Here is a 12,671-nt window from a genome sequence, read left to right on the forward strand (position 1 = left end):
TCGGCCCATCTGTTGAGAGGTGCAGCGGTGGAGTTTAGAAGCGGCCCGGGAGTGCCTTGCCGCCATCGGACTGGGTGATGGTGGCGGAGTTGACGTTCCAGTCGTTGTCGAAGGAGACGTCGCCGTTGGCGCGGCCGATCTGGGTGACGGTGATGTCGTTGACCAGGCGGCCGGCCTTGGTGTTGCCGTCGCCGAACTGGAGGTTGCCCAGCAGGACTTCGTCACCGGCGTTGATGGAGTTGGAGAGGGTGACCTCGAAGACGCGGGTGGAGGAGGCCTTGTCGAAACCGAGGTCACGGACCGAGGCGCCGTTGAAGCGGCCCGGGGTGATCAGGCGGTCGACGCCCTGGGGGCCGTCGACGGTGCCGACCTCGACGCGGAAGCGGATCGGGGTCTTGGAGGCGTCGTAACGCTCGGTGCCGGTGTTCTTGACACGCACTGCGACGATGCCTGCGAAGCCCTCGGCCTTGCCGACGGTGGTGGTCAGGCGCGGTGCGAGGTCGAGTGCCGGGTTGGCGGTGGCGGGGTCGACCTCGGGGCGGGCCTGGCCGCGGACCGGCTGAACCTTGTTGTAGTTGGGGTTCTCTTCCCCACCCTTATCGCGGGGAGCGTCAGCCGGGTCGTCGTACACGGAGACCTTGACTTCGTTCTTCATGGGAGCGAGGGAGGTCCAGGCGGTCGGGGTGGACCAGGTGCCGTTGGGCTTGCAGTACTGCTGCTGGCCGCTCATGTTGAGCACGCGGAAGCCGTAGGTGGCCTCACCGGTGTGGCCTGCGGGGATCTGGTACGGGCCGATGGTCTGGCCGGCGGTCCAGGCGAGGGAGTAGGAGAAGTCTGCACCGAGGTTGCGGGCGATCTGGTGGGAGATGCCTGCGGTGCCGCTGCCACCCTCAGCCGAGGCCGTGCCGCCGAGGTTGGCGGTGGTGGTCTCGGAGTAGCCACCCTTGACCGAGAGGCTGACGGTCTGCGTCTTGGACAGGTTCTGGGTCAGCGGGATGGTGCCGCTGGTGGTGTTGGTCGTGGAGATCGTGCCCATGGGCGTGAAGTCGTCGGTGACCTTGTACACGGTGGTACGGAAGTCCTCGGCCGAGTTGCACTCCGGGTTCGGGTTCAGGATGTTGGCCTTGATGTGGTCCGAGCCGTGGTAGGTGTGCACGATGGGCAGGGCCGGGTTGAGCTTCGGGGTCTCCGGGTAGGAGTGCTCGACGGTGTCGGCGCCGGCGATGCCGACTCCTGCGGTGGCGAGGGTCATGGCGGTGAGTGCCGCGGCGGTGAGGGAACGAGAGATGCGTGACATTGGTGGGTGCCTTTTTCCGTTCTGGTGTCCGGTGGTTGAGCTGACTCCAGGAACTCTATCCAGGCATTTTCAGGAAACAAGCAGCTGCGCGTTAGGGGATACTAAGGTATCTGATTCGGTAACTTTCGTATCCACTTCAGCCGTTCTGGCAGCCCGGGCACCAGAACAGGTTGCGCCCCTGCATCACCTGGAAGCGGATCGAGCTCCCGCATACGTAGCAGTCCTGGCCCTCGCGCCGGTACACGTAGACCTCGCCGCCGTGGTCGTCCTTGCGCGGCTCCCGCCCCATCGCCTCCGGCAGGTGTTCGTCACGCACCGTGTCGATCCGCCCGTGTTCCACGCCGACGCGCATGAGCCCCACCAGGTCCGCCCAGATGGAGTCGAACTGCGCCCGGGTGAGTTCCTTGCCGGGCAGGAAGGGGGAGATGCCCAGGCGAAACAGTGTTTCCGCGCGGTAGATGTTGCCCACCCCGGCAAACAGCGCCTGGTCCATGAGCAGCGAGCCGATCGACCGCCCGGTGCGGTGCACCACCGGCCACAGCAGGTCGGGGTCCGCGTCGTCACGCAGCGGATCCTCCCCGGCCTTCGCCCGTTTCTTCTCGTACTCGGTCGGGCTGATGAGCTGGCAGAACTGCGGGCCACGCAGGTTGGCCGCCACCGACTGCTCATGGTTGACGATGCGCAGGCGGATCTGCCCCCACACGTCATCCACGGGCTCGAACCGCAGGGAGCCGATGAGCCCGAGGTGGACGTAGAGGATGTTCTCCGGCCCCACAGATTCATCAGCCTCATCAAAGTGCACGAAGAGGTGTTTGCCCACGGCTTCGGCGAACTGCAGGTCACGACCGTCGATAAGCGACGCCGACGCGGAGAAACGCCCCTGCGGACTGGTGATCTGGAGGGGACCGTCGCGGAAATCGTCGTTGAGGTGACCCGCGAGGCGGTGAATGATGTGTCCTTCCGGCATACTTTCCCAGAGTAGGCAACGCCGGATTCTTTGAGGGGCAATACGCATGACGCAGGCAATCGGTTTCGACCGCGAGAAGTACATCGAGCTGCAGTCGGAGCACATCCAGCAGCGCAGGGACGAGATCGGGGGCAAGCTCTACCTGGAGATGGGCGGCAAACTCTTCGACGACAACCACGCCGCGCGCATCCTCCCCGGCTTCACGCCGGACAACAAGATCGCCATGCTCGAGCACATCAAGAACGATGTCGAGATCATCGTGTGTATCAACTCCCGCGACCTCGAACGCGGCAAGGTCCGCGCCGACCTGGGAATCACCTACGACGAGGACGTCCTGCGGCTTATCGACGTCTTCCGCGACCGTGGTTTCCTTGCGCAGAACGTGGTGATGACCCACTTCGAGGACTCCAACCAGCGCGCCTGGGAGTTCAAGGACCGCCTCGAGAACCTCGGGCTCACCGTCAAACGCCACTTCATCATCGAGGGGTACCCCGCGAACGTCGACCGCATCGTCTCCGAGGACGGCTTCGGCCGCAACGAGCACGTGGAGACCACACGCGATCTCATCGTCGTCACCGCCCCGGGGCCGGGATCCGGCAAGCTCGCCACTGCGCTGAGCCAGGTGTACCAGGACAACAAGCTGGGCATTCGCGCAGGTTACGCCAAGTTCGAGACCTTCCCCGTGTGGAACCTGCCGCTCGAGCACCCCGTGAACCTCGCCTATGAGGCCGCGACCGTGGACCTCAACGACTCCAACGTCATCGACCATTACCACCTGCGCGCGCACGGTGAATCCACCGTGAACTACAACCGCGACGTGGACGCGTTCCCCATGCTCAAGACCATGCTCGCCCGGGTCACCGGCACCGAGCCCTACCAGTCACCCACGGACATGGGCGTGAACATGGTGGGCATGTGCATCACCGACGACCAGGTCTGTCGCGACGCCAGCATCCAGGAGATCATCCGCCGCTACTACAAGGAGCTGGTCACCGAGGCGAAGTCGGCCACCACCGACACCACGCAGTCCGACCGCGCCGCCGTGGTCATGTCCAAGGCCGGCTGCTCCACCGCCGACCGCCCCGTCGTCGCCCCCGCCCTCGAGGTCGAAGCCGCCACCGACGGCCTGCCCGGCGCGGCGATGCAGCTCCACGACGGCACCATCATCACCGGCAAGACCTCCGACCTGCTCGGCTGCTCCGCCGCCATGCTGCTCAACGCGCTCAAGCACCTCGCGGGCATCGACCCCGAGGTCCATCTGCTCAGCCCCGAGGCCATCGAGCCGATCCAGACGCTGAAGACCCGGCACCTGGGCTCCACCAACCCGCGCCTGCACACCGACGAGGTGCTCATCGCCCTGTCGGTCTCCGCATCGCACTCGCAGGATGCGCGCAACGCGCTGGCGCAGGTCCGCGGGCTCGCCGGCTGCAACGTGCACACCTCCACCATCCTCGGCTCGGTCGACGAGGACATCTTCCGAAACCTGGGAGTGCTGGTCACCTCGGAGCCGAAGTACTGGAAGAAGCGGCTGTACCGCAAGAGCTGAGGTTCGTGTGCGCGGGGCCCGCGCGAAAGGCAGGTGACGAGAGGCCCGGCCTTTCGACACCTGTCCGGCCCGAAAGGGCTCCTTTCGCGGTTTGTCTTTCGTAGGTGCCCGCGCCCCCGCGCCCCCGCGGCCCGGTACCCCCGCGATACACTGTGATCCGACCCACACGCCTCTGCCGACGCCTCCGTTAGGACCGCAATGACCGACAGCACTCAGTTTCCGCTGCTCCTGGAACCCCTCACGATCGGCGGCATGACGCTGCGCAACCGGGTGGTCATGGGATCGATGCACACCGGGCTCGAGGACCGGGTGTGGAACACCGACAAGCTCGCCGCGTACTACGCCGAGCGCGCCGCGGGCGGGGTCGGCCTGATCGTCACCGGCGGTTTCTCCCCGTCGGTGACCGGACAGCTTTCCCCCGCAGCCAGCACTCTGGCCACGCCCCTGCAGATCCCGCGCCACCGTCGGGTCACCCGCGCGGTGCACAAGGCCGGCGGAAAGATCGCCCTGCAGCTGCTGCACGCCGGCCGTTACGGGGTCACCCCGTACAAGACCGCGCCCGGCACCGAGCCGTCGCCGATTCACCCGTTCAAACACATCCGGATGACGGACTTCATGATCCGCCAGGAGATCAAGGCTTTCGGCCGCGCCGCTGCCCTCGCACATGCCTCGGGCTACGACGCCGTGGAGATCATGGGCGGCGAGGGTTACCTCATCAACCAGTTCCTCTGCGAGCGCACCAACGACCGCACGGACCAGTGGGGCGGCGGCACGGAGAACCGGCAGCGTTTCCTCGTGGAAGTCATCAGGGACATCCGCCGCCGCGTGCCGCGCGACTTCCCCGTCATCCTGCGCCAGTCCATCGCCGACCTGGTCAGCGGCGGCCAGACGTGGGAGGAGATCGAGTCGATGGCGCGGAAGGCCGAGGCCGAGGGCGTCGACGCGATCAACACGGACATCGGCTGGCACGAGGCCAAGGTGCCGACGATTGTCACCTCGGTGCCGCGGGCGGCCTTCGTCAAGTACACCGAGCGCCTGCGCGAGGTTGCCAGCGTCCCGCTCATCACCTCCAACCGCATAAACACCCCGGAGGTCGCCGAGGAGATCCTCGCGCGCGGGCTTGTCGACGCCGTGTCCATGGCCCGTCCGCTGCTGGCGGACCCCGAGTTCGTCAACAAGGCCGCCGAGGGCCGCCCCGACGAGATCAACACGTGCATCGCCTGCAACCAGGCCTGCCTGGACCACGTCTTCGAGGGCAAGAAGGCCTCCTGCCTGGTCAACCCGCGCGCCGGCCGGGAAACCACCCTCATCCTCGGGCCCACCCGCCACGCGCTGAGGGTCGCCGTCGTCGGTGCCGGACCCGCCGGGCTGTCCTCTGCGGTCTCCGCCGCCCAGCGCGGCCACAAGGTCACACTCTTCGAGTCCAACGACTCCATCGGTGGCCAGTTCTCCATCGCCTCGCGCATCCCCGGCAAGGAGGAGTTCGCGGAATCGCTGCGCTACTTCCAGCGCCAGATCGAGGTCACGGGAGTCGACCTGCGCCTGAACACCCGCGTCAGCGCCGAAGACCTCAAGGACTTCGACGAGGTCATCATCGCCACCGGCGTCACTCCGCGCATCCCGGAGATCGACGGCGTCGACCATCCCAGTGTGATGACCTACGCCGAGGCCGTCCTGGGCAGGCGCGAGATCGGGCGTCGAGTAGCGGTCATCGGCGCCGGCGGCATCGGTTTCGACATTTCCGAGTTCCTCACCGTCACCAAATCTCCCACCCTTGACCTGGAGAAATGGGAGCAGGAGTGGGGCGTGGACGACGAGTTCCCCGGGTTTGTCACCAAACCCCACGCCCCGGCGCCGGCGCGCGAGGTCTTCATGGTGCAGCGCAAGCCGGGCCGACAGGGCAAGACGCTGGGCAAGACGACCGGCTGGGTGCACCGCGCGACGGTGAAGATGAACGGCGTCGAACAGATCTCAGGTGCGACGTACGAGCGTATCGACGACGCCGGCCTGCACATTCGTCTCGAGGACGGCGAGACGCGGGTTCTGGCCGTGGACAACGTCGTGCTCTGCGCCGGGCAGGAGTCCGTGCGCGACCTCGTCGATCCGCTCACCGCGGCCGGGGTGAACGTGCACGTCGTCGGCGGCGCGGACGTCGCGGCCGAGCTCGACGCCAAACGCGCGATCCTCCAGGGCGCCGAGGTCGCAGCGGCACTGGGCTGATCCGGGCTCAGTCCGCCAGGTAGCCGGCGAACCTCTCGCCCATGAGGCGGTGCGCCTCGGGGGAGGGGTGCAGGTTGTCCGGGTACGGGTGCCGCGCCACGTCCTCCGGACCCCACAGCTCCAGCCCGTCGAGGTAACGCAGGTGCGCATCCTCCTGCGCCCGCTGCTCCACGAGGGCCGCCAGCTCCTCGCGGATCACCTCGAGCGTCAACTTCCCGGCGCGGACCTCGGCGGGGTCTCCCGTGGCGACGAAGCTGAGCTGCCCGTCGCTGAGTTCGGGGTCCACCGGCCCGGGCGTGCTCTCCTGGATCGGGCAATAGACCGAGGAGACGACCAGCAGCGGCGTCTCCGGGTGGGCTTCCCGGATGATGTCCAGGAACCCGTGCACAGCCGGCCCGAGCGCGCGCCGGCGGAAGAGATCGCTGTTGACCAGGTTGATGCCGAGTTTCACGCTGATCAGATCCGCGGGCAATCCCGCGATGGTGCGTGCGACGAACGGGTCGAGGAGCGCGCCGCCGCCGAATCCCAGGTTGTGCAGATCCATGCCCGCGAGCCGCGCGGCCACCACCGGCCAGGTTCCGGTGGGGTTGCTGGCGTTGGAGCCGTGGCTGACGGAGCTGCCGTGGTGCACCCAGCGCGGCCGGTCGCGGGGGACGGGCTGGACCGGGGCGTCGACACGCAGATCGACGATCCGGGTCAGCTCATTGTGGGGAAACCAGATCTCCACGGTCTTGTCGCGCGCGGGCAGGCCGGTGAAGGAGATCGTCGCTTCCGGCCCGGGCTCCGAGTGCGAGAAACCGGTGGCCGGGTCCAGGATCAGGCGGTCGCCGCCCGAGGAGGTCGCGTGACCGCTGAGCTCGCCGTCGATCACGAGGTCGTAGATTCCGTCGGGTCGTCCCACCGTCCCGCCGTACATCGGCCGGGACCGCAACACCACGAGGTCGATGCGTGTGGCCGCGGTGCGCAACACCAGGCGAGCGCCCGCGGGCTGCGCCTCCACCATGGCCATCTGCGGGTCGGAGTTCTGCCGACGCGCGAAAGAGGGGAGCCGGTGCGGCTGCAGACCCCGGTCGGTGGGCTCGAGCTCGGCGACGCCGATGAGCAGCTCGGGCGTGACGGGGATCGAGGTCAGAGGGGTGACGGGCATGAAGTTCCTCGGGGTGGCGGGTCAGGGTGCCCACAGAATACTGTCACCCCGCCCGGCCGATCGGGGTTAACCTCGAGGGCATGCCTCTCATCCAGCACGCCCATACCGCCGACGCCATTCGCGCTGCGGAGAAGACACTCATCGACGCCGCCTCCCACCCCGACGAGCTCATGCTCTCCGCCGCCCGCGGGGTGGCCGACGTCGCCCGCGCCATGTTGGGCCCGGGGGAGAGGCGGGTGCTGCTGCTCGTCGGCTCCGGCGGAAACGGCGGGGACGCGCTCTACGCCGGGGCGGGTCTGCTGACGGCGGGAGGAATCGTGGTCGAGGCGCTGCTGCTCGGGCGCGACGGCAAGGTGCATCAGCCGGCGCTCGATGCGTTTGTCGCCGCCGGGGGAGAGGTGGTGGACGGGTGGCCGTCGACAAGCGTGGATCTGGTGATCGACGGCATCCTCGGCCTCGGTGGCAGCGGGGGGCTGAGCGAGGAGGTGAGCGAGGCGATCCAACCCGCCAGAAACAGCACGGTACTCGCCGTCGACGTGCCGTCCGGGATCGGCGCCGATGACGGCGTGACGCCCGAGCGCTTCCTTGCCGCAGACGTCACTGTGACGTTTGGCGGGCTGCGCTACGCCCACGGCCTGAGCCCGCACTGCGGCGAGGTGGTCATGGTGGAGGCGCAGACTCACACGGGCAGGCTGTCGGAGGAGCTCATCAGGAACGCCGGGCAACACCGCCTGGTGTGGATCGAGCCCGTGCCGGTGCGTACTCCCCGCGAGTGGCCGGCGAACATCGTCGGGCTCACGCCGCAGCCCCTGCCGGGCCTTGAGCCGGGCGCGGACGACGACAAGTACTCCGGGGGAGTGGTGGGCATCGCGGCCGGCTCGGACACCTATCCCGGTGCGGCGGTGCTGTGCACGCTCGGCGCGGTCCGGGCGACCAACTCCATGGTTCGTTATGCGGGCGCGCAGGCGCTGGAGGTGGTGCGCGCGCACCCGGAGGTCATCGCCACGGAGTCCATCGCGGACGCGGGTCGTGTGCAGGCCTGGGTCTACGGCCCCGGCGCGGGCACCGACTCACCCGACGATCTCGCCGGGCTGCTGGACACGGACCTGCCCGTGCTCATCGACGCCGACGGCCTCACCCTCCTGGCGAAGCACCCCGAACTGCGCGAGAAGGTGCGCACGCGACGCCCCGCCACGGTCCTCTCCCCGCACTCCGGGGAGTTCGCCCGGCTGTGCGAGGCGATGGAGCTCGACACCGAGGGCCTGAACAAGGTCGAGGCGACCTGCCTGCTGGCCGGGGAGCTGCAGGCGGGTGTGCTGCACAAGGGCCGGGCGACCGTGGTGGCCTACCCGTCGGGGGAAAAGGTCGGCGCGACGATCGTGGACACCGGCTCCTCGTGGGCCGCGACTCCCGGCTCCGGTGACGTGCTCTCGGGCATCATCGGCGCCCTGCTCGCCTGGGTGAGCGGGCGCTACGACAACTCCGACAACTCCGACGAGTCCTTCCGGGTCGAGTACCTGGCGCTTCCGGACGCCGTCGCGCTCCAGGCCATGGCCGCGTGGCTCTCGGCGCAGACCCCGGACGGGCCGGCACCGACGTCGGCAAGCCGAATCGGCGAGGCCGTGCCCCGGGCCTACGCGCGGCTGCGCGGCCGGTCCTGACCGAGGACGGGGTCAGTCGCCCTCGCGGCCGGTGGCCACGCCGTCTCGCACGACGAAGTCCCAGCTGATCCCGTTCTTGGTGAGCACCCGCGGGCGCAGCTCGTCGGCGAGCGCGAAGGACTTGTCGCTGTAGCCGAGGAGGTACTCGTCGAAGGCCGGCAGGTGGTACTCGGCCGCCAGCGCCGCAGCCATCTCCTCCTGCGTCACACCGGACTGCCAGGCCCCGAGGTACATGCCGTCCTGCTCTATAACGTCATCCGTCATGGCGGCGCTGGCCAGGGCTTTCTTCGCGGCGGCCACCGTCAGGCCCGACCACCAGACAAAGTCCTTCACCGTCACCGGCCCGTGGGAGAGGGTGTAACGTCGCGCGGACTCGGCTGCCGGATCGCTCGGCTCGGCGTGCGGCTCGGGCAACTGATCGGCGTGGAAGAACGTGTCGTGGCGGCTCTGCTGCGGCCCCTGCACGACCTCTCCCTCGCCGCCGAGCGCACGCATGAGGTGCGGCCCGCGGCCCTCGGTCGGGTCGACCCCGGCGGCGGCGAAGAGGGCGTAACAGTCCGGCCGGGCGATGGGCTCGTCCGACTGCAGCAGGGCGTCGTGCAGCGTCCGGCGAGCGGTCTCTACGTTGTCTGGAGTGAGGCCGAGCCCGGGGCGTCGATTAGCCGCCTGCGCCGCGACCCGGGGGTTACCCAGCCGCATGAGCCAGCGCGCATCCACCGCGGCGGTGAAGTGCAGCGTCCCGCGCTGCGGCCAGCAGCGCACGATCTCCCGCTTTTCGACGGCCCCGTCCACCTCCTCGTCCGCGCAACCGCACCGAAGCGCCAGCGCCCGGATGCCGGCCCGGTAGGTCTGGCCCTGCGTCGCCGTCATCCAGGACGCCGCCTCCATCGGGGTACGCAGCGGCTCCAGCGCCGCGGTGGGGCTGAGACGCTGGGCGATGAGCCGGCGGGCGCGGATCTCCGGAAGTTCCATGGTGACCATGAAAGCACATCGTTATACTGGACCCGGTGGACATTCACCAGGCGATCATCATCGGCGGCGGTCAGGCGGGGTTAGCCACGGCCTACTACCTGCGGAAATGGGGCGTCGAGACGCTCATTCTGGATAACGCGGTGCGCCCCGGCGGATCGTGGAACCAGGTGTGGGATTCGCTGACGCTGTTTTCCACCGCCGAGTTGTCCTCGCTGCCGGGGATGCAGATGCGCTCCCACGGCGGTGAGCTGCACCCCGCGGACGTCCGGGAGTACTTCGGCGCCTACGAGCAGCGCTACGGGTTCGACATCCGCCGCCCCGTGAGCGTGGACAAGGTCACCCACGAGGACGGGCACTTCCGCATCACCACGGACGGGGAGACTTACCTGGCGAAACACGTGGTCATGGCCACGGGAACGCAGTCGCGGCCGTTCGTGCCCTCGATTCCCGGGAGCATCCTCGGCCAGTACTGGCACACCGCCAACTACCCCGGCGCGGACACCTTCCGGGGAAAGAAGGTCGCGGTCGTGGGAGCGGGCAACTCCGGCGCGCAGCTGGCGGCGGAGCTCTCCGAGGTGGCGGAAGTGACCTGGCTTGTGCGCGCCGAGCCGAACTTCATGCCCGACGAGATCGACGGCACCGAGCTCTTTCGCCGCAGCAAACGCCGCGCGCTGCAGGAGCTGCGCGGGGAGGAGATCTCCGAAACCTCCGTCGGCGAACTGGGGGACATCATCGTCACCGATGCGATCCGACGCGCCCGCGAGGAAGGCCGTCTGACCTGGCGAGACGTCCCGGATTCGCTCGACGAACTCGACGTCGACCACCTCATCTGGGCCACCGGCTACCGCCCCGCGCTCGGCCCGGTGAGCGAGCTTCTCGACGACTCCCGCCAACCCACCGTGGAAAACCTGCACCTCGTCGGCTACGGCGACTGGACCGGCGCGGGCTCGGCGACGATCACCGGCGTGGGTCCGTTTGCCCGCCAGGTGGCGAAACGGATCACGTCGCGGTTACCTGCGGAATAACCCCGGGTTGCTTCGGGATTAAAGGTACTCTCATGACGATGCCGTCACATCTTGCCTTTTCGTCCCCGCACCCCGTCGAGGGAGTCCTAGGGTGTAGGGCATGGATACGGAACGAGTAACTGACGGGTGGCCGGGAAGACGACAGTTGATCATCGCCACGCTTGCGGTGATGCCGGTCCTTCTCCTGGTCACCGGTTTCATGCCGTAGGGACTGTTCGCGCTGGTGTTCTTCGCCCTCGCCACCGCCTGGGTGGTCAACTGGATGCACGGCTTCTACCGCGCTGACCAGGAAGCAAGCGCGCAGTTCGCCTCCTCCTGCGGGCGCCAGCCCAGCCACCGCTAGTCACACCAGCTGCGCGCACAACCTCTCGAACCGCTCGCCCAGCTCCGCGTAGTACCCCGCGTGCTCGGGACGCGGCTTGAGCGCCTCGCCGAACGGGGGAGTGGCACGCTCGCCACCTGCGTCGATGACCTCCAGCGCGATGAGCGCGGTGCCGCGCAGGGTGGCCCGTTTCATCGCCAAGGGAATGACGGGGGTCTGCAGGCTGTCGGCGAGAATGCGCAGCCAGTCGGGGTGATCGGTGGTCACCCGGCCGGAGGCCACCACCCGCCGCGGATCTGCCGGGGTGTCGTCGACCTGGTTCCACACACGCTGATAGGAGAACGCCAGCGCCTCGATCACCCCGCGCCACAGGTCGAGCGCCGAGGTGTCGTCCGTGACACCGACAAACGACGCCTTCGCGTCCGCCGCCCACCCGGTGGCCCGCTCCCCGGAGAAGAACGGCAGCACCGCGGGCGTGTCCTGTGACGGCGCCGCGGCCAGCACGCCCGCGAGTTCCCCCGCCTCCACCGGCGCGAGCACCCGCTCCAGCCAGGACACACCCCGCCCGACGTCGTTGAGCGCGCCACCGACGATCCACTGCTTCGCCGAGAGCCGGTAGCACCACAAACCCTCTGGGACGCGGTCCGGGCATTCGGCCAGGATCACCCGCATCGCGCCCGAGGTCGCCGCCGCCACCGCCACGGTCATCTCGTCCACGGCACCCGGCCCGACGTCCGAGGGCCAGCCATCCGGAATCGCGTGCAGCCAGGGTTTATCGTTCACCTCGGCCCACTGGGTGTCTCCCGGGAAGGCGGGCTCGGAAGGATCCCGCAGCTCGGAGAAGTACCGCTTATCGACGCCTACCGCAGCCAGAATTCCTTCATCCAGCTCCCCCGTGCGCAGGTCACACACCCCGGACCACGCCGCGGTGGAGGTGGCCAGGCCACGGATGCCCGCGAGCCTGAGGTAGACGTACTCGCCGATGGTCATCACCGTCTCGGTCTGCGCCCACAGTTCCGGATGCTCCGCCTGCACCCAGGCGAGCTTCGCCGGGTGGTAGGAGGTGTGCAGGCGCACGCCGGTGCGCGCGTGGTATTCGACCTCGTCGATCTGGTCCCGCAACCGGGTGACGTAGGGGGGGACCGGGAGTCGGCGTAGGTAAGGGCCCTGCCGAGGGCGTTGCCGGAGGCGTCCACAAGCACAAACGACGACGCGAAGGAGTCAATGGCCACCGCGGCGATCTCCAGGTCATTGTCCCGGGCGAAGCCCACGATCTCGGAGACGACCTCCCGGCATTCCTCGGCGACCTGGTCGGCGCCGATGGCGGACGTGCCGTCGGCCGCGGTGGTGAAATCGTGGGAAATGCGCTGCTTGGAACCCTTGACCGGCCGGCCGGAGTCGTCGTAAAGCCCACCGCGGGAGGCGGTTGATCCGACGTCCAGGCCGAGGACGTACGGCGCGCGTGAGTCCTCGAGCGGAATGGACATCGTGGGGATCTTTTTCTCCGACATGAC

General features: G+C 68.4%; 8 protein-coding genes and 1 pseudogene. 4 read left to right on the top strand and 5 right to left on the bottom strand.

The features are described from left to right. Positions 1 to 34: 34 nt before the first annotated feature. On the bottom strand, positions 35 to 1,297 hold the full coding sequence (locus tag CDOO_RS12760; RefSeq protein ID WP_018022422.1) for a hypothetical protein: 1,263 nt from the start codon (positions 1,295 to 1,297) through the stop codon (positions 35 to 37). Between the two features lie 136 nt (positions 1,298 to 1,433). After that, a complete protein-coding gene (locus CDOO_RS12765) occupies positions 1,434 to 2,264 on the bottom strand; it encodes an Fpg/Nei family DNA glycosylase (RefSeq protein WP_018022421.1) in 831 nt (276 codons plus the stop codon). 46 nt (positions 2,265 to 2,310) lie between these two features. On the opposite strand from CDOO_RS12765, the gene CDOO_RS12770 reads away from it, so the two are divergent. Continuing rightward, on the top strand, positions 2,311 to 3,810 hold the full coding sequence (locus CDOO_RS12770) for a DUF1846 domain-containing protein (protein ID WP_018022420.1): 1,500 nt from the start codon (positions 2,311 to 2,313) through the stop codon (positions 3,808 to 3,810). A gap of 198 nt (positions 3,811 to 4,008) precedes the next feature. Then, on the top strand, positions 4,009 to 6,030 hold the full coding sequence (locus CDOO_RS12775) for an NADPH-dependent 2,4-dienoyl-CoA reductase (RefSeq protein ID WP_018022419.1): 2,022 nt from the start codon (positions 4,009 to 4,011) through the stop codon (positions 6,028 to 6,030). Between the two features lie 7 nt (positions 6,031 to 6,037). Here the strand turns inward: CDOO_RS12775 and CDOO_RS12780 are convergent, their stop codons facing one another. Continuing rightward, positions 6,038 to 7,177, bottom strand: coding sequence for a GDSL-type esterase/lipase family protein (locus CDOO_RS12780; RefSeq protein WP_018022418.1), 1,140 nt, complete (start codon positions 7,175 to 7,177; stop codon positions 6,038 to 6,040). An 80-nt stretch (positions 7,178 to 7,257) separates the two neighbouring features. Here CDOO_RS12780 and CDOO_RS12785 point away from each other — a divergent pair, with 80 nt between their 5' ends. Then, complete coding sequence (locus tag CDOO_RS12785; protein WP_018022417.1) at positions 7,258 to 8,838, top strand: bifunctional ADP-dependent NAD(P)H-hydrate dehydratase/NAD(P)H-hydrate epimerase; 1,581 nt, start codon at positions 7,258 to 7,260, stop codon at positions 8,836 to 8,838. A 12-nt stretch (positions 8,839 to 8,850) separates the two neighbouring features. Here CDOO_RS12785 and CDOO_RS12790 read toward each other — a convergent pair whose 3' ends face one another. Beyond that, on the bottom strand, positions 8,851 to 9,819 hold the full coding sequence (locus CDOO_RS12790; RefSeq protein WP_018022416.1) for a DNA glycosylase AlkZ-like family protein: 969 nt from the start codon (positions 9,817 to 9,819) through the stop codon (positions 8,851 to 8,853). 26 nt (positions 9,820 to 9,845) lie between these two features. Between CDOO_RS12790 and CDOO_RS12795 the strand changes: the two genes are divergently transcribed. After that, on the top strand, positions 9,846 to 10,835 hold the full coding sequence (locus CDOO_RS12795) for an NAD(P)-binding domain-containing protein (RefSeq protein ID WP_018022415.1): 990 nt from the start codon (positions 9,846 to 9,848) through the stop codon (positions 10,833 to 10,835). A gap of 343 nt (positions 10,836 to 11,178) precedes the next feature. Here the strand turns inward: CDOO_RS12795 and CDOO_RS12800 are convergent. Then, positions 11,179 to 12,668: pseudogene (locus CDOO_RS12800) on the bottom strand (FGGY family carbohydrate kinase). Positions 12,669 to 12,671 lie beyond the last annotated feature (3 nt).

Origin of the sequence: Corynebacterium doosanense CAU 212 = DSM 45436 (genome assembly GCF_000767055.1) — a bacterium.
GTDB classification, from domain to species: Bacteria; Actinomycetota; Actinomycetes; order Mycobacteriales; family Mycobacteriaceae; genus Corynebacterium; species Corynebacterium doosanense.